This window comes from Flavobacterium arsenatis, from assembly GCF_031456785.1.
GTDB lineage: Bacteria > Bacteroidota > Bacteroidia > Flavobacteriales > Flavobacteriaceae > Flavobacterium > Flavobacterium arsenatis.
In genome coordinates this window covers 54,243-78,974 of sequence record NZ_JAVDVI010000014.1, presented here as the reverse complement: position 1 = coordinate 78,974, position 24,732 = coordinate 54,243, and the positions used below count along the sequence as shown (strand labels likewise).

Below are 24,732 nucleotides of genomic sequence, written 5' to 3'. Positions count from 1 at the left end.
TACAAAGTTGCGGAGGTTATTTCGCACTAAAAAAAAGCTTAAATAAACTGTAACAAAAAGGCTTGTCGTTCTACTTACTATTTAAATCAATTTAAAATAACCAATTATGAAACTTAAAATTAATAACTTAAGTAAGACGTATAAAAACGGAGTTAAAGCTTTAGACAATCTGAATTTAGAAATTGGTTCGGGAATGTTTGGCCTTTTGGGCCCGAATGGTGCCGGAAAATCTTCGTTGATGCGAACCATTGCAACTTTGCAAAAACCAGATTCAGGTTCTATTGAATTTGATGGCATCAATGTTTTGGAAGATAATATGTCTTTGCGTAAGATTTTAGGTTATCTGCCGCAGGAATTTGGTGTATATCCGAATATGTCGGCAGAAAAATTATTGGAATATTTTGCAAAATTGAAAGGAATTGCTTCTGCATCCGACAGAAAAAAAATCATCAAGGAAGTTTTAGAAGTGACCAATTTATGGGACGTTCGTCATAAAAGTGTTAGCGGTTATTCTGGCGGAATGAAACAGCGTTTCGGGATTGCACAATTGCTTTTGAACAACCCGAAACTAATCATTGTAGATGAGCCAACTGCAGGTCTTGATCCAGCTGAACGTCACCGTTTCTTGAATGTTTTAAGGGAAATAGGAACGAACCACACCGTTATTTTTTCGACCCACATTGTAGATGATGTGAAGGAATTGTGCCACGAACTTGCAATATTAAACGGCGGTCAGATTTTATACAGAGGAACTCCAAACGACGCCGAAAAAGAATTGGAAGGCAAAATGTGGATGCGAATCATCGACCGTGAGGAATTTGAAGCATTTTCTACAAACTTCAACATCATTTCTTCAAACTATAATCAGGACAACACTTTGAATATCCGTGTTTATAGCGATTTTCAACCGAATGAAACTTTCGTTCAGGCAAAACCTCAATTGGAAGATGTATATTTTGTTGCACTTAAAAAAGAAACGGTATAATGTTAGGCACTATATTTTCATTTGAGTTTAAAAGATGGTTCAAGAACATATCTTTTTATTTGTATTTCGCGGTTTTCTTCATAGTTGCCTTTTTTGCAATGGCATTTATAGTAGGATATTTTGATTTTTTTGGAGCCACCACTGCTTCTAACACGATTTTTAATTCACCAATTGCCATCAATGCAATTTTAGGTGAATTGTCACAATTGGTCTATTTTATTATTCCAACCGTTATTGGGGCCACTGTTTATAGGGATTTCAAATACAACACCCATACGATTCTATATTCCTATCCCTTTAATAAATTTGATTATTTAGTTGGGAAGTTCTTGAGTGGTTTTTTTATAACCATCTTCATTACTTTTTCAATTGGACTAGGATTTTTATTGGCTACGGTTTTGCCTTTCGCCAATGAAAGTCTTTTAGGACCAATTGATATTTGGGCCTATTTTCAAGCCTATGTGATTTTTGTGATTCCAAATATTTTCTTCATCGGAAGCATTATTTTTGCCTTGGTAACCTTGACTAGAAATGTTTACATCGGTTTTATTTTTGTGATTTTGCTTTTTGTTTTCCAAGCATTGTTAGAGAATATCACTAATGATATGGACAATAAATATGTTGCAGCTTTGGTTGAACCTTATGGATCTGAAGCATTGAATTATGTAACGAAATACTGGACAATCGAAGAACAGAACACTAAAGATATTCCGTTTGATGCGGTAATTATTTACAATCGTTTGATTTGGATCGGAGTGTCGCTTTTGGTATTCATTGCTTTGTATTTTTCTTTTTCGTTCACGCATTCGCCACTAACTTTAGGCAGAAAAAAGAAAGCCGAACGAATTACAAAGAACAACTTCGGAAGCATCATTCGCATCAATTTGCCAAAAGTAAATTATGATTATTCATTCATACAAAACCTAAAAACAGCTTGGAGCATCTCTAGTTTTGAATTTAAATTGATTACAAAGAACTGGATTTTCATTACGATTGCTGCGGTTTTAGTATTATTTGTATTGATATCTGGTTTTTCTTTAGGTCAGGAATTATATGGAACGCGAACCTATCCCGTCACTTGGAAAGTTGTGGATAATCTAGGGCGAACTTTCAACTTCTTCATCAGAATATTGATCTTTTTGTTTTCTGGATATTTGCTTCAATTGGCCAACAATAGCCGAATGGGGAATTTGGTAGATTCTACACCAATACCAAACTGGACGTTGCTTTTGTCAAAATTCTTGGCACTTTTTAGAATGACACTTGTAATTCTCTTTCTAGGGATGATTGCCTGTATGTTGGTTCAAGTATATTACAGCTATTATAATTTCGAAATCCTGCATTACATCAAGGAATTGTTCGGATTTAGGTTGATTGGTCATGTGGTATTGATAGGGTTCTCGTTGTTTATCCAATCGTTTTTCAAAAACTATTTGGCAGGATTCTTTGTGATATTGGTTTTGATTTTGGCTTTGCCGGCGGTTTCGGCCTTGGGAATTGAACATCCAATATTTAGTTTCAACTCCGGTATGGATTATGAATATTCTGATATGAACCAATACGGATCTGTTAGAGGATTTTTTATTTATAAAATCTATTGGCTATTGTTTATTGCCTTTTTATACGGTGTTACGCTTTTATTCTTTAGAAGAGGAATTCTTTCCGGAGCCAAAGAGCGTCTTAAAATTGCAGGCAGAAGAATGAGACCGGCTATTTTGATTCCAACATTTGTAGCCTTAATTGCATTTTTAGGTTTAGGAACTGCTATATACCGCCATGACACCGTAGATCAGCCGTATTATTCAAGTCAAGAATTAGAGTTGCAACAAGTAGATTTTGAAAAGAAATACAAGAAATACGAAAATTATCCAAAGCCAAGAATTGTAGATGTGAAGGTAGATATGGCTATTTTCCCGCAAGAACGCGACTATAATGCAAAGGTAAAATATGTGATGGTGAACAAAACCGATAAAAACATCGATTCGTTGTTCATCAGCTATGGAGATAATTTGAAATCTATTACATTCGAAGCAAAGAATAAATTAGTGTCAAAAGATACCGTGCTTTATTTTGACATCTATAAATTAGAAAAATCTATACTTCCAGGTGATACATTATTAGTGAACTTTGAAGTGAAAAATCGTCCGAATACATTTTTGGAAGACCGTTCGTCAGTTATCGAAAACGGAACGTTCCTAAACAATGGGATGTTTCCATCATTTGGCTACAATGAATATGCAGAAATTGCCGATAATGATATCCGTAAGAAATATAAATTGCCAGCCAAAGAACGAATGGCTGCTACAGATGATGCACATGCAAGGGAAAACACTTATATCTCTAATGAAGCCGATTGGATTACATTTGAAACCACGGTAAGCACTTCCGAAGATCAAATTGCAATCGCACCAGGATACCTTCAGAAGGAATGGAAAGAAAACGGACGTCGTTATTTCCATTACAAAATGGATCAGAAAATGCTGAATTTCTATGCCTTTAATTCGGCCAGATATCAGGTGAAAAAAGAGAAATCGAATGGGGTGAATTTGGAAATTTATTATCATGAAGATCACGAGTACAATTTGGATCGAATGATGGATGCCATGAAACGTTCATTGGAATATTATTCAGAGAATTTCAGTCCATATCAGCACAAACAGGTTCGAATTATCGAGTTTCCAAGAACAATGGGAACCTTTGCACAATCGTTCGCAAACACGATTCCATTTTCTGAAGCCATTGGTTTTATTGCCAAAGTGGATGAAGAAGATCCAAATGCAGTTGATTATCCGTTTTCGGTAATTTCGCATGAAGTGGCACATCAATGGTGGGCCCATCAGGTGATTGGAGCAAATGTGAAAGGAGCTACATTGATGTCGGAATCGCTTTCAGAATACAGCTCGTTGAAAGTTTTGGAACATAAATACGGTAAAGCACAAATGCGTCGTTTCTTGAAAGATGCCCTTGATGGTTATTTGATGGGAAGAACTTTTGAGTGGAAACATGAGAATCCTTTGATGTATAATGAAAATCAGCAGTATATCCACTATCAAAAAGGATCATTGGTTTTGTATGCCATGAGCGAATATCTTGGTGAGAAAAACTTTAACAACATCTTGAAGGGCTACGTAAAAGAAGTGGCGTTTCAAGAAGCACCCTACACGAACTCGATTGAATTTGTGAATCACATCCGTAAAGGAACTCCTGAAAAATACCAGTATTTGATTGAGGATATGTTTGAAACCATTACTTTATATGACAACAAGGTAGAAAAGGTAACTTCTAAAAAGCTACCAAATGGTAAATATCAGGTTGATATTAAATTTACGGTTTCCAAATACCGATCAAACGATAAAGGGAAAAAGGAATTTAAAGATAAAAACGGCAAGATGTTGACTTATAAAGGGAAGCCAAATCTGGAATCCTATCCGTTGAATGATTTTATCGAAGTGGGAATTTTTGGAGAAAAAACCAAGAAAGGCGACTTTGAATTGGAAAATGAACTCTACAACAAGCGTTATAAAATTGATCAAATTGCCAATAAGCTTACGATCATTGTTGATGAAAAACCGATGGAAGTTGGAGTTGATCCTTACAACAAATTGATTGATACCAATTCTGAAGACAACAGGATGAAATTGTAATTATCATTTCATTGAACCCTAAAACCTCCGACATACTCGGAGGTTTTTTTATGTATTTGGTTGAGAAATACCTTGGTAAAATTGTAAAATTAGTTGACAAACAATGATTTTTATTCACATTTTTCACAGCGTTACGCTAATCCTTATATATTTGTAAACTCAAAATCGAAATCCGATGAGCTTTTTGATGAAGAAATTTCCCAAATCTGTAGCAATCAATAGGCTTGAGCCGGATTATTTAACCTTTTAATAAAATAGAAAAAATACGGAGGAGTATTTTAATTACTACTTTCGCCGCCCATTTTGTGTGCACAATAATATCATAAAAAATATGACAAAAACATTTACCCTAAAATATAGTACTAGAATACTTTTTCTTTCATTATTATTTTTAGCTTTTGGATTCAAGGCTCAAGGACAGATTTATTTTCACAATTTTGGTACAGGAAATATAAATTCACATCCCTACAATGTAGCTCCTACAACTTTAGCCCCAAATCTTTCCAATTCCTCATGGACTAATACTAATGGAGCTTGGACGGATGCTAATGGATCTACTGGAAATGCAATTACAACAACAAACGGTGCAAATACAATTACACTTACATTCAATGTTGCTGCAAATTATCAAGTATCAGTGACTTCCTTTAATTTTTGGAGAAAAAGGAGTAATGCAGGACCACAAAATTGGGCCATGTCGATTAATGGGATTGCAGTAGGGAATGGTACGATCCCTCAAACAGGAGCTCCAGTTGGCTCGACGAATGTAACTAATGTTGCAGGATTGACAGGCACAGTCACAGTCACAATTGCTTTGACAGGTGGAGGGGCAGGAAATTTTAATTTAGATGATTTTGAATTGCAAGGAAGCGTCACACAAGCCTGTACACCACCAACTATTTTGGGCCACACTCCAGCTATGGGACCAGAAAACACATTCATTACAATAACAGGAAGTGGCTTTCTGGCAGGTTCGGGAACTTCTGCGGTAAAGTTAAGCGGTGTGAATGTTGCAAGTTTTACTGTGATTTCCGATACAGAAATAACAGCAAATATTCCTGCTGGAAATAATTTAAGCGGTTTAATTTCTGTAACTACCAATGGCTGTGAAGGCACTGGTGTTATGTATTTTGCAGTAATCGAGTCAACTGGGTCTAGTGCTTCCAATTTATATATATCGGAACTTTATGATGCTCAAGCAGGATCAGGAGGTGTTATAGAACTTTACAACGGAACAGCAAACCCCATTGACTTATCAGGTTACACCATCAGAAGATACGCAGATGTTGGAGATACAACTCCTTCATACGAAATCGCTTTGTCTGGAATTGTTCCAGCAGGAGGTATTTATCTTATTGGAATTGGTAGTCCAATCCCATGTGGAGCAGTAACGGGTACTAATTTTGCTACTGGTTTTAATGATGATGATAGATTGGAATTGGTTCAAAACGGATCAGTCATTGACACTGTTGAAACACCCAACAATACAGGTTTTAGCATGATTAGAAATCCGAATGCGGTTGCTCCCAAATTAGTATTTAATGGAAGTGATTGGAATTCATCCAATTCGGAAAATTGTAGCAATGTCGGTTCGCATACCACAACTGTAATACCCGCTCCAGCCATGCCAGTGGTTACTATTCCTGCTACTTGCGAAAATGGGCAAGTAAGTCTTTCGGCCACATTGAGCAATCCTGCGGGATTTACCTATCAATGGAAAGTACTGGATGCTTCTAACATGTGGTTGGATGTCACTGACACAGGATCTTATTCAGGAAGTAGTACCAATACATTAACTATTGATCCGGTTTTGCTGTCATTTGATAACAATCAATATTTTTGTGTGGCAACATCAACAAGCAATACTGTAGTGAGTAATGCTGATTTGTTGGAAGTTATTCCCTCCACCACACCCGTAACAAACTTCTCTTATCCAACACAAATTTGCACAACAAGTGCTTCAGTTTTTCCAACTCCTGCAACAGGATTTACAACAGGAGGAACTTATTCCGTTAATATAGCCGGACTGGCCATCAACACAACAACAGGAGAGATAAATGCTTCAACAAGTACTCCTAATACTTATATCATTACCTATACGATTGCTTCTTCTGGAGGTTGCAACCTTGGAGGATCAAGTCCTTTTACAGTAGAAATAGTAAATGCAATTACACCAGTACTAGGTTTTTCCTATCCAGCTAACATTTGTAAAAACAGTACTTCGGTAATGCCAATTCTATCCACAGGATTCACACCAGGGGGAACTTTTTCTTCTGATTCTGGATTGGTAATTGATCCTTTAACCGGAGAAATAAATCCATCAGCAAGTACGCCACTTCCACACAGCGTTGTTTATACAGTGGTTGCAAATCCGGCAACTTGTTTATCTCCAGGTCTAGATACCGCTCTTGTTACATTTGTGACAGAAGTTACTCCCGTAGTCAATTTTACCTATCCGGTTCAAGTTTGTACTACTAGTGCACCAGTTTCTCCAACAACAGCTTCAGGATTCACACCGGGAGGAGTTTTTTCATCTGATCCAGGCCTGACAATCAATCCATCAACAGGAGAAGTCAATATTGCTTCAAGTACAGTTGGCCCTCATACAATAAATTATACCGTTCTAGCCGATCCATCAATCTGCCAAGGTGGGGATTCATTTGCTGCTCCTTTAGAAATTACCAACAACATAACACCAATAACCGGATTTTCTTATCCTTCTCCGGTTTGCGTGAACAGTGTACCAATTTTGCCAACACCTGTTGCAGGATTTACACCTGGCGGAACTTATAGTGCAAACGATCCAGGTTTGATTATTAATCCGAATACTGGAGAAATCAATGTAGTAGCAAGTACTCCCGCTTCTTATATAGTTACTTATACCGTTACCGCAGATCCGAGCATCTGTATGGGTTTTGGAGATGATACTTTTCCAGTCGTAATTCAAAGTTCAATTACTCCAGTTGTTGGCTTTACTTATCCTACTAACATCTGCAAAAGCAGTACGTCTGTAATGCCAATTCTAAACCCAGGATTTACTCCAGGAGGTACTTTTACATCCGATTCAGGATTGACCATCAACCCTACAACAGGAGAAATAAACCCTTCAACCAGTACAGCCGCACCTCATAGTGTGTTTTATACAATTGTAGCAAATCCTGCGAATTGTTTACTTGTTGGAACAGATAACACATTGGTTGCTTTTGTAGCAGAAACCACCCCAGTAGTGAGCTTTTCCTATCCAACCCAAGTTTGTATAGCTAGTGCACCAGTTTCTCCAACAACAGCAACAGGCTTTACAACAGGAGGAACATTTACTTCTGACCCTGGTTTAATCATTAATGCAGCTACAGGAGAAGTCAATATCACTTCAAGTACGGTTGGTCCTCATACCATTACTTATAGCGTTCTAGCAGATCCTTCAATTTGTCAAGGTGGCAATTCATTTACTGCTCCTTTAGAAATTACAGGCAGCATAACACCCATAACAGCTTTTTCCTACCCATCACCAATATGCGAAAGCAGTTCACCTATTTTTCCAACTCCAGTTGCAGGATTTACAACCGGTGGAACTTATACTTCGAACAATCCAGGTTTGATTATTAATCCGAATACAGGAGAAATCAATGTAGTGGCAAGTACTCCCGCTTCTTATATAGTTACTTATACCGTTACCGCAGATCCTAGTATTTGTAGAGGTTTTGGAGATGATATTTTTCCAGTTGTAATTCAGAGCCTAAGTACTCCTGTTGTGAGTTTTACTTATGCTACACCAGTTTGTCCAAATGACCCTCCGGTCAATCCAACTCTAGCAACAGGTTTCACAACAGGCGGAACGTTTACATCCGATCCTGGCTTGATCATCAATCCTACAACAGGTCAGATAAATGTTGTAGCCAGTACACCCGGAAGCCACTTGGTTACGTATACTCTTTTGCAAAACAATGCCACTTGCACCGCTGGCGGTAGCGATGATTTCAACTTTACAATTGATGCAACGGCTGCAATAACACCAATTACAGGAGATGATAAACTATGTGTTGGCGAAACACTTCAACTCTCCAATGCAACTCCGGGCGGCACTTGGTCCAGCAGTGACGAAAGTATTGCCACAGTTGATGCCAACGGTCTTGTTACAGGAATAGTGTCTAATTTTGTCGACATCATTTATACTTTAAACAGCGGTTGTGCACCGGAAGCCAAAACTACGCTAGCTGTTTATGCCATTCCGCAACCACTTTTAGATGACCAATACCTTTGTATAAGTAATGTTTCCGGATTGCCTTTAAATTCGGTTAGGATTGAGTGTGGCGTTCCGAATCTAAACCACACTTTTGTTTGGACTTTGGATGGAAATCCTTTGCCAACAATAACTAATAGGCATGTGGCAACTGAATTAGGAGTTTATGAAGTTACGGTAACCAATACTATTTCAGGATGTTCGAATACTACAAGTTGTGAGGTTTTTGCTTCTTCAACTGCTGAAGCTACAGCTACAGTTGGAGAAGATTTTAGTCAAAATCAAACCATAACCGTAAATGTAACGGGAGGTTCCGGAGTTTACTTGTTTCAATTGAATCACGGCGTTCCGCAGGAAAGCAACGTCTTCCCGTATGCCTATCAAGGAGAATATACGATCACGGTTATCGACAAGAACAGTTGCCAGGATTTAGAATTTACGATTTTTGCCTTAAATTATCCTCGTTTCTTTACACCTAACGGTGATGGTTATAACGATACTTGGGGAATCAAAGGCTTGACCGACTTGAATGCAAAAACCTATATTTTTGACCGATTCGGGAAAATGGTAAAATTCCTTAATGCTTCTGGCGAAGAATGGGACGGAACCTTAAACGGCAACCAACTTCCTTCGACTGATTACTGGTTTTTATTGGAATACAAAAACCGTGACGGACTTGATAAGGAATTCAAGGCCCACTTTTCGATGAAGAGATAATTTTCAATAATCTTTCTTATAAATCCCATAGCAGTTCCGAGTGTTATGGGATTTTTCTTTGATAGCATTTAAAATTCAAATATTTTTTAAATTTCCCAAACCCTACTGACAAACTGTTGTCACTTGTCCGATTTATCTTTGCTGTATAATCATTAAAAAAACAACATTATGATCGCAACAGCCCAAGTAATCAGTCAAGAAGATTTAGTAAAACACTGGCAAGGACACAGAACCCTAACCCGACGAGTAATCGAACTTTTTCCAGAAAAAGACTTTTTCGAATTTTCAATTGCAGGTATGAGAACCTTTGCACAATTAACATCCGAGCTAATCGCCATCGGAGCTCCAGGTTTGAAAGGAATCGTGAACCGTGAAGTAGAACCTTTTCAGGAAGAAGCCGAAAAATTCACCACCAAGTCTCAATTTTTGGAGCAATGGGACAAGGATACAGAAACAATCAACAATTACTGGGAACAGTTGAGTATGGAAGATTTTAGCGACACCTTCAACCTTTTTGGGCAATATGAATTCCCAATCATTCAAAACATCTTCTATTTTATTGATAATGAAGTGCACCACCGTGGTCAGGGATATGTCTATTTGAGAGCTCTTGGAATCGAACCGCCATTTTTTTGGGAGCGATAATTTGTTTTATTGTAGTCCAGTTTTTGTTTTTTCAATCAATTCCAAAACCCTTGCCCTCAATGCTTCAGGCTCAATAATCGAAGCATAATCGCCAAACGACAAATACCAACGAGGGAAATATTCGTCGATATTTTGGCACATAAATGTCATTTCAACAGCACCACCAATTGTTTTCTCGGAAACAAAGCCGTGGTGCTTTTTGTCTTCGTCAATATATTTTGCAATCTTTTTATCAACCCGGATGATGATTTTTGTCGTGGTCAAATGCTTCTTTTCTTTTTCAAGATAAAAATCCAATGGCTGGTGCTCGATGGCAAATGGGATAGTAGTGTTTTTAATCGTATGGATTCGATCCGTTCGAAACTGTCTGTAATCTTTTCGAAGATGGCAATAGCCCAGAAAATACCAGTTGTTGTGGTCGTGAAAAACACCTACAGGTTCAATGATCCTTTCCGTGATACCATCGGCTTCAATGGCTTCGTAACCTAGAGTAACCTGGGTCTTTTCGGCTATGCTTCTAAACAGAAAAGCCAAAGCATTAGGAGCTTTCTCGTTGATGGTCTTGCCAGAAGTTTGCATCAACACACTCGATTCAATTGAAGCTAGCCAATCCTTATCCGAACCCCGAAGTACCGCTTTCAGCTTATACATAGCAGAAGCATAATGGCTTCCCAATTCCGCATCCGTAAACTTCTGCATCAATTTTTCTGCTGCAATAAAACTACTGGCTTCCTCTCGGGTAAACATCACTGGAGGCAAACGATAGCCATCCATCAAGGAATAGCCAATTCCGGCCTCGCCATAAATAGGAACTCCCGAAGCTTCCAAAGTCCGAATATCGCGATAAATAGTTCGTAAACTCACCTCAAAACGTTCTGCCAATTCCTGTGCCTTTACAATCTTCTTGGATTGCAATTGGATAAGGATGGCAACAATTCTATCGAATTTTTTTGGGGTTTCGTCCATGTTGGAAAGGTTTTTTCAAAGATAGTATTTTATCATAGAAGCCTAAAAACAATATTTTTTTGCATCTTTACAATAACGGATTTTTCATCATCAAATAAATATTTAAATCATCCATTTATAAAATGACGCTTCCCTTCGAACCCATTCTTTTTGGATATGAAATCAATGTTCATCTGATTTTAGAATATTTGGCGTTCTTTCTAGGTTATCGTTATTATATCTTTCTACGAAAAAAAACTACTGATACTATTGAATCTACCAATCGATTGTCCATAATTCTAGGAGCTGCTATCGGAGCTTTTTTAGGTTCGAGAATTGTAGGCTTTCTAGAAAATCCTGTTTGGATATCAGACATTTTTTCTTTCCTGAATCTATTTAATACCAAAACCATCATGGGCGGATTATTTGGCGGACTTTTAGGAGTAGAATTAGCGAAAAAAATGATTGGCGAAAAACAATCTTCTGGCGATTTGTTTACGTTTCCCATCATCGTAGGAATTTTTATCGGAAGGATTGGTTGTTTTCTATCAGGGACAAACGAATTTACGTATGGAAAAACGACCACTTTTTTCTTGGGCATGAATCTTGGAGATGGCTTGAAGCGACATCCAATTGCTTTGTATGAACTCCTGTTTTTGGCTGTTTTGTTTGTGTTTCTATGGAAATTAAAACGAACAAATTTAAAAAACGGACTACTGTTTCAATATTTCATGATTGCCTATTTTGGTTTCCGGTTTTGTATAGAGTTTATAAAACCCAATACTTTCTTTTTAGCTGGATTGAGTTCCATTCAGATTTTATGCTTAATTTGTATGCTTTATTACCGTAAAACAATTTTAAATCTTGTAAAGAATGCCCGTTAGAAAATATACCTATTATGATTTCACGTTGAGCCTTTGTCCGGAATGCTTGAAGCGGATTGATGCCAAAATTGTTTTTGAAGATGATAATGTCTATATGCTCAAAAGATGTCCGGAACACGGGAACTCGAAGGTGCTGATTGCCGATGATATTCCGTACTATAAAAACATCAGAAACTATAACAAGCCCTCTGAAACACCTTACACATTCAACACCAAAACACATTTCGGCTGTCCTTATGATTGTGGTTTGTGTCCCGATCATGAACAACATTCCTGTTTGACGGTTGTTGAAGTTACCGACAGATGCAACCTGACGTGTCCAACATGTTATGCAGGTTCTTCGCCTTCTTATGGACGACACCGAACATTGGAGGAAGTAAAAATGATGCTCGACACCATCGTCTTGAACGAAAAAGAACCTGATGTCGTGCAAATAAGCGGAGGCGAACCAACAATTCATCCCCAGTTTTTTGAGATTTTAGATTATGCAAAATCACTTCCAATAAGACATTTGATGTTGAATACTAACGGGATCAAGATAGCCAAAGACAAAGAATTTGCAAGAAAATTAAAAACGTATGCTCCAGATTTTGAAATCTATCTGCAGTTTGATTCCTTCGAGGATAGCGTTTTACAGGAATTAAGAGGTGCTGATTTAAGCAAAATTAGGGAACAAGCTTTGGAAAACCTGAACGAATTGAATTTGTCGACCACTTTGGTTGTGACGCTTCAAAAAGGATTAAACGATAATGAAATTGGGAAAATAATAGATTTTGCTTTGAAGCAAAAATGTGTTCGCGGTGTTACGTTTCAACCCACTCAAATTGCTGGAAGATTGGAGAATTTCAATCCCGCAACCGACAGGATGACTTTGACGGAAGTTAGAAGGAAAATATTAGAACAAACTTCTATTTTTAATTCTGATGATTTGCTTCCGGTTCCCTGCAATCCCGATGCTTTGGTAATGGGATATGCCTTGAAATTAGGAGATGAGGTTTTTCCGTTGACGCGTTATATCAATCCAAACGATTTGCTCGATAACAGTAAAAACACCATTATTTATGAACAAGACGAAGCACTTCAAGGCAAAATGATTGAACTTTTCAGTACAGGAAATTCAGTTGAAGTTGCCGAAGAAAATTTGAAATCCATCCTGTGTTGTCTGCCAAATATTGATGCTCCAGATTTGGGTTATGATAATTTGTTTAGAATCATCATCATGCAATTTATTGATGCTTATAATTTTGATGTTCGCGCTATCAAAAAATCATGTGTCCATATCGTCAACAAAGACAATAAGATCATTCCGTTTGAAACGATGAATTTGTTTTACCGGGATGAAAAACGAGAAAAATTGGAAGAATTAAGAACTAAAACACAAATAATATGACAGCTTTAGAAGTAGGAAATTTAAATGGATTAGTTGCGATTTTTGTACTCATAATGGTTGGTCCGCCACTTTTATTTACCATTATTGGTTTTTCCATAAAAAAGTACCAACCCAAATCAGCAAAGGTGTTCTTTATTTTGGCAACGGTTTATCTAATTGCCGGATTGGGGATTTGCGGAAGTTTGATGGCTTAAGAAACCTTGTTTTTGTGCAGATTTTATTTAATATTTCTTTGCCAGATTTCTGGATTTCTAGAGGTGTGAAAAACCGCAAAAACATTAATAAGTTGAAATTCTTCATCAATTAGATAATGAATCAAAAAAGGAAATTTATCAATTCTTCGACAACGAATGTTATTGTATTTTATTGAAAACAAATAAGGATTTTTCTTTAAGGAATTGATTTGTTTTTTCACTTGACTTTTATAGCGTAAACCTAAACCTTTAGATTGTAATTCATACCATTCTGCAGCTTCTTCAATATCTTGAAACGCATCAATATCAATTTTTAATTTGAAACTCAAAGATTATAATTTTTTTGAAACTTCATCCCAATCCAAAAGTCTTTCTGGATTTAGTTTAGATTTTTCAATTCTTTCCATTACGATTTTTTGATGTTCAATAGGAACTTCCATATCATCAGACCAAATTGCATCATTGATTTTTAATCTATCCTTAGGAGACAGTTGTTTAACAGCTTCAAGAAGTTGGTTAAAAGTAAGGTCGATATTTAGTTTGATTGTTTCCATAAAACAAATTTAATTAAATTATGCTTGTAAACAAAAAACCCAACAACTTTCGTCATCGGGTCTGTCTTAATACTTAATACAATTATCTTAATACAATTTAATCATTCAACTTCAAAACCGCCATAAACGCTTCCTGCGGAATCTCAACATTTCCAACCTGTCTCATACGTTTCTTACCTTTTTTCTGTTTCTCCAAAAGCTTACGTTTACGAGAAATATCACCACCATAACATTTGGCAGTAACGTCTTTTCTTAATGCTTTAATCGTTTCTCGGGCAATGATTTTTGCTCCAATTGCTGCCTGAATCGGGATGTCAAATTGTTGTCTTGGTATCAATTCACGCAATTTTTCGGTCATTTTCTTACCGATGTTGTAGGCGTTGTCTTCGTGTATCAAAGCCGAAAGTGCATCAACAGTTTGACCGTTCAACAAAACATCCAAACGAACCAATTTTGAAGTTCGCATCCCGATTGGGGAATAATCGAAAGATGCATAACCTTTAGAAACGGTTTTCAATCGGTCATAAAAATCAAATACGATTTCCGCCAAAGGCATATCGAAATTCAATTCCACACGTTCCGTTGTCAAGTAGGTTTGATTGGTAATCTGGCCTCTTTTCTCGATACACAAGCTCATTACGTTACCAACGAAATCGGCTTTTGTAATGATGGTTGCCTTGATAAAAGGCTCTTCCACACGGTCCAAACGGGAAGGTTCTGGCAAATCCGATGGATTGTTTACTACAAACCCAACTTCCGGTTCTTTTTTGGTATAAGCCAAATAAGAAACGTTGGGAACCGTAGTAATTACGGTCATATCAAATTCACGCTCTAAACGTTCTTGGATGATTTCCATGTGCAACATTCCCAAGAATCCGCATCGGAAACCAAATCCCAAAGCGGCAGAACTTTCAGGTGTAAACACAAGTGAAGCATCGTTCAACTGCAGTTTTTCCATCGAAGCTCTCAAATCTTCATAATCTTCGGTGTCAACCGGATAAATTCCAGCAAAAACCATTGGTTTTACATCTTCAAAACCCGTAATCATATTAGTAGTTGGCGTTTTGGCATCCGTCAAGGTATCCCCAACTTTTACTTCCTTCGCCTCTTTTATTCCAGAAATCAAATAGCCAACATCTCCGGTAGAAATCACGCTTTTCGGGACCTGATTCAACTTTAATGTTCCTACTTCATCAGCAAAATATTCATTTCCGGTGGCCATAAATTTAATTTTCTGCCCTTTTTTAATCTCCCCATTTTTTACACGGAAAATAACCTCGATTCCTCGAAATGGGTTGTAATGCGAATCAAAAATCAAAGCCTGCAAAGGTTCGTCTTTGTTTCCTTTTGGGGCAGGAATTTTTTCGATAATGGCAGCCAATATATTTTCGACACCAAAACCAGTTTTCCCCGAAGCATGGATAATATCTTCCAGTTTGCAACCTAATAAATCGATAATATCGTCGCTAACTTCCTCTGGATTGGCACTTGGCAAATCAACTTTATTCAAAACCGGAATAATTTCCAAGTCGTTTTCCAAAGCCAAATACAAGTTAGAAATTGTTTGTGCCTGAATACTTTGTGCAGCATCAACAATCAAAAGAGCACCTTCGCAAGCGGCAATCGAACGCGAAACTTCATACGAAAAATCGACGTGTCCTGGGGTGTCAATCAGGTTCAGGATATAGTCTTCACCTTTATATTTGTATTCCATCTGGATGGCGTGACTTTTAATGGTAATACCACGTTCACGCTCCAAGTCCATATTGTCAAGCAACTGGGCCTTTTCTTCACGGGCTGTTACGGTTTGTGTAGCACCAAGCAAACGGTCGGCCAATGTGCTTTTCCCGTGGTCAATATGTGCAATAATGCAAAAATTCCTAATATTTTTCATCTTCGTTTTGTATCAATTATTATTTTGGCGTGACCACAAGGGTCGGGCTTTCCCTACAATCTTTTCTTTTTTAAAGAAAAAAAGAAAAGGATTTTCGTCCAATCCCTCACGCAATCCCGAAGCCAAATTATTTTTAAATTCAACTTTCTTCCTCGCTTTTCGCCTATCCCTCTAAAGGTAAGGATTTAATCGGCAAATATAGTTTTTTAGTCTGTAACTTAAAAGGTAAAAAATAACAAGCTAAAAGTTTCTTTTTTTGAGGTATCACTATTTATAATTGACCTTTTCTCAAAAGTTCGGAAAAATGAATGGTGTTGCTTCTTGGCATTGGAAAATATCGGACATTTGTGGTCTCAAACCAAGATGTTGTTATGGAATTCAGGTTTATCAACAGGTTCAACACCCGCCCCAAATTAAAAGGTTACAAGTATGCAAAGGAATCTTATTTAATAAGGATTCGTTGGGCTGTTTCGTTGTTTTATTTTGCCATGGGATTGTGTTCCTCGACTTGGGCCAGCAGAATTCCCGATTTGAAGGCTTCGTTAAATTTAAGCGAAAGCGAATTGGGAACAATTTTGTTTGCCATTCCGCTAGGGCAACTTCTAGCAATGCCGTTTTCTGGAAGACTTGTTGCCAAATTTGGAAGCCACAAGACGATTCTGATTGCCATGGTTTTGTATGCCTTTATGATGACCAATATTGGTTTGGCCTCGACGCCGTTGCAACTTTCTTTAGTGCTTTTTATCTTCGGGATTTTTGGAAATTTCACGAATATTTCGGTTAACACACAAGGCGTTTATGCCGAAGGACTTTACAAGCGAACCATCATGTCGTCGTTTCACGGAGCTTGGAGCACGGCCGGATTCACCGGAGCCTTGATTGGTTTGGTCATGTTGGCTTTCGGACTTAAACCTTACATCCATTTTATCATTGTTTTTGGGCTTGTTCTCGTTGTGATGTCGCTTAATTTCAAGCATCTGATTAAGGCTAAAGCCAAAAAACAACTCGAAAAGAAGAAGTTTTTCACCAAACCCGATGCCACACTTTTATGGCTCGGTGTCATTGGTTTTTGCTGTATGGCAAGCGAAGGCGTGATGTTCGACTGGAGTGGGGTTTATTTTAAAGATATCGTAAAAGCTCCTGGAGCGTTGGTAATTCTTGGTTATACTTCGTTTATGATTATGATGGCTACCGGAAGATTTGTAGGCGATAAATTTATTCTCAAATTGGGCAGAAAAAAAGTAATGCAAATCAGCGGGGTTCTGATTTCGGCTGGACTTTTTACGGCTGTGTTTTTTCCTTATTTGATACCTTCTACAATAGCTTTTATGGTAGTTGGATTGGGAGTTTCCACTATCGTTCCGATGGTTTACAGTGTTGCTGGAAAAAATGAAAGCGTTTCTCCGAGTGAAGCTTTAACAATAGTTTCGAGTGTAAGTTTTCTCGGGTTTTTGATGGGACCACCTATAATTGGTTATATAGCCGAAGCTTTTGGACTGAAATTTTCGTTTGCTTTTATTGGGGTTTTCGGGTTGTTTATTACCTTTTTGGCTTCTAGGATAAAGGCGATTCAGTAGTTGAAATTTTCAACACGAATTACACAAATTTTCACAAATTAATTTGTAAAAACAGGGAGATATTAGACTAATTTTTGGGTTCATAACTTATCTCGCACCAAATAGGATAGCTATGTTCGGCTATATAAAATGAGATATCTTTTAATTTTGGCGAAAACTATGTATCTATGTGGTAAAAATAATTTTACAGTTAACGAGTTTATTAAATTAGTAAAAGATATGAGTCAATTTTCATTTGAAAACCAGCAATTAAAACTTCAAGTTGTAAAATCGCCATTATTTATACAAGGTGTTTTATTTCTCTTTACATTTTTATGTTTTACCCTTCCCATTTTTGGATTAATTTTTAATGCGATTCAAGGAGAAGGAATAAAATTTGGAGGAATTTTGGTGCTAGGAATATTTTCTTTAATTGGATTTTACATGTTGCGTGTTAGTTTATGGAATCGTTATGGTAAAGAAGTTATCGTCTTTAAGAATGATGAAATAACATATTTCGCAGACTATAAATGGTTCAAAGATGGTGAAAAAAGCATTGATAAAAATGCAATTGTATATTCTATTAAACCAGCTGGATATGAAGATGAAAATAAAGGCGTGCTTTTAATTTCGAATGGAAAATCACAAATCGAGTCGGTAATAAAAATGTCAATACAAGATATTGAAATAGTAATTCAGTTGTTAAAAACTACCCCTTCACAAACTTAATCTGTTTCACCCCAAAATCCGTAAACACTTTTACAAAATAAACCCCCGAAGCAAGATCAGCTACATTCAATGAAGTTTCGGTGGAGGTTTTAATGATTTGTCCGATGGTATTGTAGAAAATCACTTCTTGTACTTTTATATCTTGAGGAACTTTTAACTGCACTATTTCAGAAGATGGATTTGGAAAAAGCACCAATTCATTAACAGAAGGAAAGCCCTCAGTAGATAAAATAGTAACATTATTTTGACTGATAATTTCCTTTGTCGGATCAAAATCGAAAGACGTAACCAAAAACGGAACATTCTCGATAAACTGTTGGTTGTTTGAGGTGTTATTCAAAACCAAATCCATTTCTTGACCCGCATTTCCGTAAACTCTCACAGGAAGTCGCATCTCGAAAAACGAAACCGAAGGATGCGATTGTGTCTGATTTACGATAAACTTCACTTGTCCGTTTCCGATATTTTGTGCCTCGATGGAATAACTTGGATACCCTTGTTTATAGACCCAATCATCAAAGAATTCAGTTAGGCTTTCGTCCGAAATGGTTTCGAGATGTGTTTTCAAATCCTCCGTTCCCGCATAAGCGAATGCTAAATCAGTATCGGCCAGAAAATTTTTTAAACCTTGAAAAAAGTTGGCATCGCCCAATTTCCATCGAAGCATGTTCACGACCATCGCTCCTTTATTGTAGGAAAGTCTTCCGCTGAAAATTCTATTTACATTCAAAATATCACTTTCGGGAACATAAACCGAACCTCCTGGTTGCGAAGTGATGTTCCAAATCAAACCGTCTTTCCAATTTATAAAGGCATTTTCTCCATCAAAATTTTCAACCACCAAACCTTCCATATAGGTTGCAAAACCTTCGTTGATCCAGATGTCGTTCCAGGAGGCACAAGTTACTTTATTTCCAAACCAATGGTGTCCTAATTCGTGGGCAATCAATCCCCTGCCGAAGCTTCCCATAAACGAAACCGTCGTGTGTTCCATTCCTCCACCCCAACCAAATTGGGCATGACCATATTTTTCATCGGCAAAAGGATAGGTTTCAAACAAATCTTCGAACAAATCCATAATCGGTAGCGTTACCGCCAAGCTGTTTTGAGCCGATTCAGCATTTTCCGGATATAAATAATTGACAATCGGGAATTCATTAGGAGCTGTTCCTGCAGTTTGGGTGAAAACCTGATAATTGGTTACGGCAATGGCAATAAGATAGGCAGGAATTGGATAATTGTGCTGAAAATGTGTGGTTTTTGTTCCGTTTCCGTTGCTAGTTTGAGCGATTTCCAGTCCATTGGTAACACTTGTATAAATAGATGGAGCTGTAATATACACATCAATAGCGGTAATCTTGTCGTTCAAGTCCTGTTTGCAAGGCCACCAATCTCGTGCTCCATAAGGTTCTGACAAGGTATAAAGCACTGGAGTTCCATCATGAGAATCTATGGTAAAAGCATCTTCGCCTTGAGCTGGAGCTCCTGAATAATTGATGACAACCGTTGCAGAAGTTCCTGCAATTTGCATGGCTGGAAGTGTGATGACCAATTCGTTATTGCCATTTTGAACAAAAGACAAAGGTATCCCGTTTTTAGTAACCGAACTCACCGTTAGTTCATCAGTCAAGTCGAAAGTAACGGTTGACATGTTGGCCAAAGCCGTAAAAGTAGTGGTGACTTTCCCTGTGATAAAAAGTACTGCCGGATTAACTGTGAATTCCAATTTATGATAGGTAACGTCATAATTTGCCGTGTTCGGATTGGTAGCAAACGCCATCAATTGTGAAGCCGATTTCATTTCTGCTTCGGCAATTTCAAAAGTAGTAGTTTGCGAGAAGGTTGCTAAAGTGCAAAGCAAAAAGGCAAAGAGGTAATTATTTTTCATTAAAAAGTAGAAATTTTATTCAAATATAGGTAATAATAAGATTTACATATAAAATGCGGATGTAATCCATTTAATTTTTAACAATTATTCAATTGAACGAGATTCCTCTGTTTAATAAAAACATTTCATTAAATTTGCGGACTTATAAAAATCAGGATATGTTACAGATAGCATTTATTAGAGAGAATCAGGAGAAAGTAATTACCGCTTTGGCAAAACGAAATATGGATGCCAAAGAGTTGGTTGCCGAAGTTGTGGCTATTGATGAAAATCGTAGAGCGGTTCAAGCCGAAATGGATAATGCTCTCGCAGAATCTAATAAGTTATCCAAGGACATTGGTGATTTAATGAAAACTGGTGAAAAAGCAAAAGCCGAGATTTTAAAGTTAAAAAATGTTGGACTAAAAGAAACGAGTAAAAACGCGTCAGAACGTCTTGAAACTTTAGCGAACGATTTGTTGCAAAAAATGTACTTGCTTCCAAATTTACCAGCAGACATTGTTCCTGCTGGAAAAAGTGCTGATGATAATTTAAATGTATTTGAATCTGGCGAAATCCCAGTTTTGCACGATGGTGCATTACCACATTGGGATTTAATAAAAAAATACGACATAGTCGATTTCGAATTAGGAACTAAAATTACAGCTCCAGGATTTCCTGTTTATAAAGGAAAAGGAGCCAAATTGCAACGTGCCTTAATTTCGTATTTTTTAGATAAAAACACAGATGCTGGTTACCTAGAATATCAAGTTCCACATATGGTAAACGAAGCTTCAGCTTATGGAACAGGACAATTGCCAGATAAAGAAGGTCAAATGTACCATGATGCAAAAGACGATTTGTATTTAATTCCAACTGCCGAAGTTCCGGTTACAAATATTTTTCGTGATGTAATTTTATCAGAAAATGAATTACCAGTTTTATGTACAGGTTACACGCCTTGTTTTAGAAGAGAAGCTGGAAGTTGGGGTGCACACGTTCGTGGATTAAACCGTTTGCATCAATTTGATAAGGTAGAAATCGTTCGAATTGAACATCCAGAAAAATCTTATGAAGCTTTAGAAGGAATGGTAGAACACGTAAAAGAAATTCTTGACGAATTGAAATTACCTTATCGCGTTTTACGCCTTTGTGGTGGCGATATGGGATTTGCATCGGCTTTGACCTACGATTTTGAAGTGTTTTCTACAGCTCAAGACCGTTGGTTGGAAATCAGTTCGGTTTCAAATTTCGAAACCTTCCAGTCACAACGATTGAAATTGCGTTTCAAAGACAAAGACGGAAAAAACCAATTGGCACACACCTTGAACGGAAGTTCATTGGCATTGCCAAGAGTTTTAGCCGGAATTTTAGAAAACTATCAAACACCCGAAGGGATTGTGATTCCTGAGGTGTTGCGAAAATATACAGGATTTGATATTATTGATTAATCCTTTTTTAGAAAGTTCTAAATTTATAATGCTAAAGAGAATCGATTTTGATTTTCTTTAGCATTAAATTTTTTAGCCACAGATTCACAGATTTTAAAAATCATTTTTAATTCTTTAAATCTGTGGCAAAAAAATTAAAGAGTTCGTCCTTTGAAAATAAACGTTAAATAACTTCCCGTTTTGGGAACTTTGTTTAACTTTGTCAAAAGCCAACCGATTGAGAGTCATCGCGAAAAAAATATTACGGGATTTTTGGGAATTGCATTCCGATTGTGAACAGCAATTAAAAGCCTGGTTCCAAGAAGCTAGTAATACTGAATGGAAAAATCCGAACGAGATAAAAACAGATTATCCTAGTGCAAGTATTTTGAATGATAATCGCATTGTTTTTAATATAAAAGGAAACAATTACAGATTGATTGTCAAAATCAATTATGAATACCAGATGATTTGGATTCGGTTTATCGGCACACATTCGGAATACGACAAAATAAATGCAAACGAAATTTAAGCATGGAAATTAAGCCCATTAAAACAGAACAAGATTATCAAAAAGCCCTCGAAAGACTTGAGCTGATTTTTGATGCCAAAAAGGATTCTTCGGAAGGAGATGAACTTGAAGTACTCGGGATTTTAATTGACCAATATGAAAATGAGCAATTCCCGATAGGTTTGCCAGACCCGATTGAAGCCATTAAATTCAGGATGGAGCAATTAGGTTACAGCCAAAATGATTTAGCCAACATTGTCGGACTAAAAAGCCGTGCAAGCGAAATCCTAAACCGTAAAAGAAAATTATCACTTGAAATGATTCGAAAAATTCACGAGGTTTTGAATATTCCAACCGATGTTTTGATTCAGTCATACTAAATTCTAATTCTCAAATGAAGCACCTTTTTTTATATATATTCTTATTTTTTACACTAGCAAGTTTCGCCCAAAACGAACAGTTGGCACAGAATTATTTTGAAAAAGGCGACTTCGAAAAAGCACTTATCGCTTACGAGGAATTATTGAAAAACCAACCCGGAAACAATCTGTATTTCCAAAAAGTGGTGGAAGCCAACCAACAACTTTCAAATTTTGATAAAGCCAAAGAGCTCATCCAAGCCCGTATGGACAAATATAAGCAAGGGAATATGTGGGTTGAAATGGGCTACAACTATCAATTGCAAAAAGATGAGGTTAATGCCAAAAAATTCTACGACAAGGCATTGGAAAAAATAGAGGAAAACCCATCGAATGTTTATGCAATTGCTGTTAATTTCGAAAAGAAAGCCTTGCTTGATTATGCTTTGAAAGCCTATCAGATGGCTAAATCCATTCAACCATTTACTTATCAGATGGCAGTCATTTATGGTCAACAGGGAAATACCGACATGATGATTGAAAAGTTCCTTGAAGAAGCACAACGAAATCCTCAAAGTTCAGTAATGATTCAGAATCAACTCTCTAGATATATGACTGATGAAGGCGATACAGGCTTCAATGAATCATTAAGAAAAGCATTGCTCAAAAGGACTCAAATGGATCCGGATATTTTTTGGAACCAATATTTGAGCTGGTTTTTTGTGCAACAAAAAGAATACGGAAAAGCCTTTATTCAAGAAAAAGCCATTTATAAAAGAGTGCAGGAAACGTTTTCAAACATCGTAAACCTGGCTCAATTGGCAATTGAGGAAGGCGATGAAGAATCGGCAACTGAAATCATAAATTTTGTTTTGGAAAACACACAAGATATTGATTTGCAGATTTTTGCCCATTCGTTTTTGATGGAAAACAAGATTGAAAAAGCAACCGAAAAGGAGTATCCTGCAATCAATACCGAACTCGAAACTCTATTGAAAAAGTTTGGAATTAGTCCGTATTCCTTGTCTTTACAGACACTTCAGGCCCATTTTATAACCTTCAACATGAAAAACCCCGAACAAGGAAGAGCTATTTTGAAGAAAGCATTGGAACTTCCCATCAACAAATACCAAGAAGCGGAAATCAAGATGGAATTGGCGGACATCTTGCTTTTCGAAGAGAAATTTAATCAGGCCTTGATTTATTATTCTCAAATTGAAGAAGATTTAAAAAATGATGCAGTAGGGCATGAAGCAAGCTTGAAATCTGCAAAAACGAGCTATTTCAAAGGCGATTTTGTGTATGCGACAAGTCAGTTTAAGGTTTTGAAATCGGCCTCGACACAATTGATTGCCAATGATGCTTTGGAATATTTTCTTTTGATAAACGACAATACCGTTGCCGATTCTACCCAAGTTGCCTTGAAGAAATTCGCAAGAGCCGATTATCTTTTATATCAAAACAAAACGCAAGAAGCGTTGGCACAATTTCAAAACATATTGAAGGAAAACAAAGGCAACGAGATTGAAAGCGTAACCCTTTTAAGATTAGGGCAGACGTATGAAAAAATGCACGATTATAATTCGGCTTTAAGCCAATACCAGAATATTATTGACAATCACAAGGAAGGAATTTATATAGATGAAGCTTTGTATTTTTCTGCCGAAATTTATAATAACGACCTTAAAGTTCCTGAGAAAGCAAAGCCTTTATACGAAACCGTCTTGTTCAATCATCAGGATAGTATCTACTTTATCGAAGCTCGAAAGAAATTCCGTCAGTTAAGAGGAGATGCTAATTTATAAATTCCAATATTAAAATCCCAAATCCTAAACCCTAATTCAAAATGATCATATACAACGTAACCATAAACATCCACGAAAGTGTTCACGACCAATGGCTGAACTGGATGCAACAAAAACACATCAACGAAATTCTTGCAACAGGAAAATTTTCCTCGGCTAGAATGGTAAAGGTTTTGATTGAAGAAGAAATGGGAGGAACCACATATTCCATTCAGTACACAACCGATAGTAAGGAAACTCTCGAGAAATATTATCAGGAAGATGCCCCTCGTTTTAGAGAAGAAGGGCATAGGCTTTTTGGCGACAAGATGCTGGCTTTCCGAACAGAATTGGAACTTATTTCCGAACATTAATCAAGATTTTAAGTTTAGGTTGCCACAATC

General features: G+C 37.0%; 19 protein-coding genes. 14 read left to right on the top strand and 5 right to left on the bottom strand.

Annotation, left to right across the window (positions count from 1 at the left end):
- The first annotated feature begins 106 nt into the window (after nt 1-106).
- From J2X31_RS14605 to J2X31_RS14590, 4 genes are all read left to right on the top strand, one after another.
- Nucleotides 107-985, top strand: a complete 879-nt coding sequence (locus J2X31_RS14605; RefSeq protein WP_310027640.1) for an ABC transporter ATP-binding protein — start codon at nt 107-109, stop codon at nt 983-985.
- Nucleotides 985-4,629 carry an ABC transporter permease/M1 family aminopeptidase gene (locus J2X31_RS14600; RefSeq protein ID WP_310027639.1) on the top strand — a complete coding sequence of 1,215 codons (3,645 nt, stop codon included), beginning with the start codon at nt 985-987 and terminating at the stop codon, nt 4,627-4,629. The genes J2X31_RS14605 and J2X31_RS14600 overlap by 1 nt, the downstream gene beginning before the upstream one ends.
- 331 nt (nt 4,630-4,960) lie before the next feature.
- Nucleotides 4,961-9,586 carry a T9SS type B sorting domain-containing protein gene (locus J2X31_RS14595; protein WP_310027638.1) on the top strand — a complete coding sequence of 1,542 codons (4,626 nt, stop codon included), beginning with the start codon at nt 4,961-4,963 and terminating at the stop codon, nt 9,584-9,586.
- Between the two features lie 168 nt (nt 9,587-9,754).
- Nucleotides 9,755-10,231, top strand: a complete 477-nt coding sequence (locus J2X31_RS14590) for a DinB family protein (protein ID WP_310027636.1) — start codon at nt 9,755-9,757, stop codon at nt 10,229-10,231.
- Nucleotides 10,232-10,237: 6 nt separating this feature from the next.
- Here J2X31_RS14590 and J2X31_RS14585 read toward each other — a convergent pair whose 3' ends face one another.
- Nucleotides 10,238-11,197 (bottom strand): helix-turn-helix transcriptional regulator, encoded by a 960-nt coding sequence (locus tag J2X31_RS14585; protein WP_310027635.1) that lies wholly within the window; start codon nt 11,195-11,197, stop codon nt 10,238-10,240.
- Between the two features lie 122 nt (nt 11,198-11,319).
- Here J2X31_RS14585 and J2X31_RS14580 point away from each other — a divergent pair, with 122 nt between their 5' ends.
- The 3 genes from J2X31_RS14580 to J2X31_RS14570 are packed head-to-tail and all read left to right on the top strand — an operon-like array spanning nt 11,320 to nt 13,644.
- Nucleotides 11,320-12,060 carry a prolipoprotein diacylglyceryl transferase gene (locus J2X31_RS14580; protein WP_310027634.1) on the top strand — a complete coding sequence of 247 codons (741 nt, stop codon included), beginning with the start codon at nt 11,320-11,322 and terminating at the stop codon, nt 12,058-12,060.
- Nucleotides 12,050-13,450, top strand: a complete 1,401-nt coding sequence (locus J2X31_RS14575; RefSeq protein WP_310027633.1) for a radical SAM protein — start codon at nt 12,050-12,052, stop codon at nt 13,448-13,450. The genes J2X31_RS14580 and J2X31_RS14575 overlap by 11 nt, the downstream gene beginning before the upstream one ends.
- Nucleotides 13,447-13,644 (top strand): hypothetical protein, encoded by a 198-nt coding sequence (locus J2X31_RS14570; protein WP_310027632.1) that lies wholly within the window; start codon nt 13,447-13,449, stop codon nt 13,642-13,644. Before J2X31_RS14575 ends, J2X31_RS14570 begins: the two co-directional genes overlap by 4 nt.
- Nucleotides 13,645-13,667: 23 nt before the next feature.
- Here J2X31_RS14570 and J2X31_RS14565 read toward each other — a convergent pair whose 3' ends face one another.
- From J2X31_RS14565 to lepA, 3 genes are all read right to left on the bottom strand, one after another.
- The gene (locus J2X31_RS14565; RefSeq protein ID WP_310027631.1) at nt 13,668-13,973 is read right to left on the bottom strand and encodes a type II toxin-antitoxin system RelE/ParE family toxin; all 306 of its coding nucleotides are present in this window, start codon (nt 13,971-13,973) and stop codon (nt 13,668-13,670) included.
- A 3-nt stretch (nt 13,974-13,976) separates the two neighbouring features.
- A complete protein-coding gene (locus tag J2X31_RS14560; RefSeq protein ID WP_310027629.1) occupies nt 13,977-14,198 on the bottom strand; it encodes a hypothetical protein in 222 nt (73 codons plus the stop codon).
- A 97-nt stretch (nt 14,199-14,295) separates the two neighbouring features.
- Nucleotides 14,296-16,092 carry a translation elongation factor 4 gene (lepA, locus tag J2X31_RS14555; protein WP_310027628.1) on the bottom strand — a complete coding sequence of 599 codons (1,797 nt, stop codon included), beginning with the start codon at nt 16,090-16,092 and terminating at the stop codon, nt 14,296-14,298.
- Between the two features lie 371 nt (nt 16,093-16,463).
- Between lepA and J2X31_RS14550 the strand changes: the two genes are divergently transcribed.
- Nucleotides 16,464-17,669, top strand: coding sequence for an MFS transporter (locus tag J2X31_RS14550; protein ID WP_310027626.1), 1,206 nt, complete (start codon nt 16,464-16,466; stop codon nt 17,667-17,669).
- A gap of 129 nt (nt 17,670-17,798) precedes the next feature.
- Nucleotides 17,799-18,377, top strand: coding sequence for a hypothetical protein (locus J2X31_RS14545; RefSeq protein WP_310027625.1), 579 nt, complete (start codon nt 17,799-17,801; stop codon nt 18,375-18,377).
- Here J2X31_RS14545 and J2X31_RS14540 read toward each other — a convergent pair.
- Complete coding sequence (locus J2X31_RS14540; RefSeq protein WP_310027623.1) at nt 18,358-20,265, bottom strand: M1 family metallopeptidase; 1,908 nt, start codon at nt 20,263-20,265, stop codon at nt 18,358-18,360. The genes J2X31_RS14545 and J2X31_RS14540 overlap by 20 nt on opposite strands.
- Before the next feature lie 158 nt (nt 20,266-20,423).
- On the opposite strand from J2X31_RS14540, the gene serS reads away from it, so the two are divergent.
- From serS to J2X31_RS14515, 5 genes are all read left to right on the top strand, one after another.
- The gene (serS, locus tag J2X31_RS14535; protein WP_310027622.1) at nt 20,424-21,695 is read left to right on the top strand and encodes a serine--tRNA ligase; all 1,272 of its coding nucleotides are present in this window, start codon (nt 20,424-20,426) and stop codon (nt 21,693-21,695) included.
- A 217-nt stretch (nt 21,696-21,912) separates the two neighbouring features.
- Complete coding sequence (locus tag J2X31_RS14530; RefSeq protein ID WP_310027700.1) at nt 21,913-22,206, top strand: type II toxin-antitoxin system HigB family toxin; 294 nt, start codon at nt 21,913-21,915, stop codon at nt 22,204-22,206.
- Between the two features lie 2 nt (nt 22,207-22,208).
- Nucleotides 22,209-22,565: a helix-turn-helix domain-containing protein gene (locus tag J2X31_RS14525; RefSeq protein WP_310027621.1), complete on the top strand. Its 357-nt coding sequence runs from the start codon at nt 22,209-22,211 to the stop codon at nt 22,563-22,565.
- Between the two features lie 14 nt (nt 22,566-22,579).
- Entirely contained in the window at nt 22,580-24,349 is a 1,770-nt protein-coding gene (locus J2X31_RS14520) for a tetratricopeptide repeat protein (protein WP_310027620.1), read from the top strand.
- A 41-nt stretch (nt 24,350-24,390) separates the two neighbouring features.
- Nucleotides 24,391-24,702: a DUF4286 family protein gene (locus J2X31_RS14515; RefSeq protein ID WP_310027619.1), complete on the top strand. Its 312-nt coding sequence runs from the start codon at nt 24,391-24,393 to the stop codon at nt 24,700-24,702.
- Nucleotides 24,703-24,732: the final 30 nt, after the last annotated feature.

Bases quoted from the DNA above. Each gene is read 5' to 3' on its own strand.
- J2X31_RS14520 (WP_310027620.1), top strand. From the start codon at position 22,580: ATGAAGCACCTTTTTTTATATATATTCTTATTTTTTACACTAGCAAGT.
- J2X31_RS14575 (WP_310027633.1), top strand. From the start codon at position 12,050: ATGCCCGTTAGAAAATATACCTATTATGATTTCACGTTGAGCCTTTGT.
- lepA (WP_310027628.1), bottom strand. From the start codon at position 16,092: ATGAAAAATATTAGGAATTTTTGCATTATTGCACATATTGACCACGGG.
- J2X31_RS14605 (WP_310027640.1), top strand. From the start codon at position 107: ATGAAACTTAAAATTAATAACTTAAGTAAGACGTATAAAAACGGAGTT.
- J2X31_RS14585 (WP_310027635.1), bottom strand. From the start codon at position 11,197: ATGGACGAAACCCCAAAAAAATTCGATAGAATTGTTGCCATCCTTATC.
- J2X31_RS14550 (WP_310027626.1), top strand. From the start codon at position 16,464: ATGGAATTCAGGTTTATCAACAGGTTCAACACCCGCCCCAAATTAAAA.
- serS (WP_310027622.1), top strand. From the start codon at position 20,424: ATGTTACAGATAGCATTTATTAGAGAGAATCAGGAGAAAGTAATTACC.
- J2X31_RS14560 (WP_310027629.1), bottom strand. From the start codon at position 14,198: ATGGAAACAATCAAACTAAATATCGACCTTACTTTTAACCAACTTCTT.
- J2X31_RS14590 (WP_310027636.1), top strand. From the start codon at position 9,755: ATGATCGCAACAGCCCAAGTAATCAGTCAAGAAGATTTAGTAAAACAC.
- J2X31_RS14595 (WP_310027638.1), top strand. From the start codon at position 4,961: ATGACAAAAACATTTACCCTAAAATATAGTACTAGAATACTTTTTCTT.
- J2X31_RS14515 (WP_310027619.1), top strand. From the start codon at position 24,391: ATGATCATATACAACGTAACCATAAACATCCACGAAAGTGTTCACGAC.
- J2X31_RS14540 (WP_310027623.1), bottom strand. From the start codon at position 20,265: ATGAAAAATAATTACCTCTTTGCCTTTTTGCTTTGCACTTTAGCAACC.
- J2X31_RS14580 (WP_310027634.1), top strand. From the start codon at position 11,320: ATGACGCTTCCCTTCGAACCCATTCTTTTTGGATATGAAATCAATGTT.
- J2X31_RS14570 (WP_310027632.1), top strand. From the start codon at position 13,447: ATGACAGCTTTAGAAGTAGGAAATTTAAATGGATTAGTTGCGATTTTT.
- J2X31_RS14600 (WP_310027639.1), top strand. From the start codon at position 985: ATGTTAGGCACTATATTTTCATTTGAGTTTAAAAGATGGTTCAAGAAC.
- J2X31_RS14545 (WP_310027625.1), top strand. From the start codon at position 17,799: ATGAGATATCTTTTAATTTTGGCGAAAACTATGTATCTATGTGGTAAA.
- J2X31_RS14525 (WP_310027621.1), top strand. From the start codon at position 22,209: ATGGAAATTAAGCCCATTAAAACAGAACAAGATTATCAAAAAGCCCTC.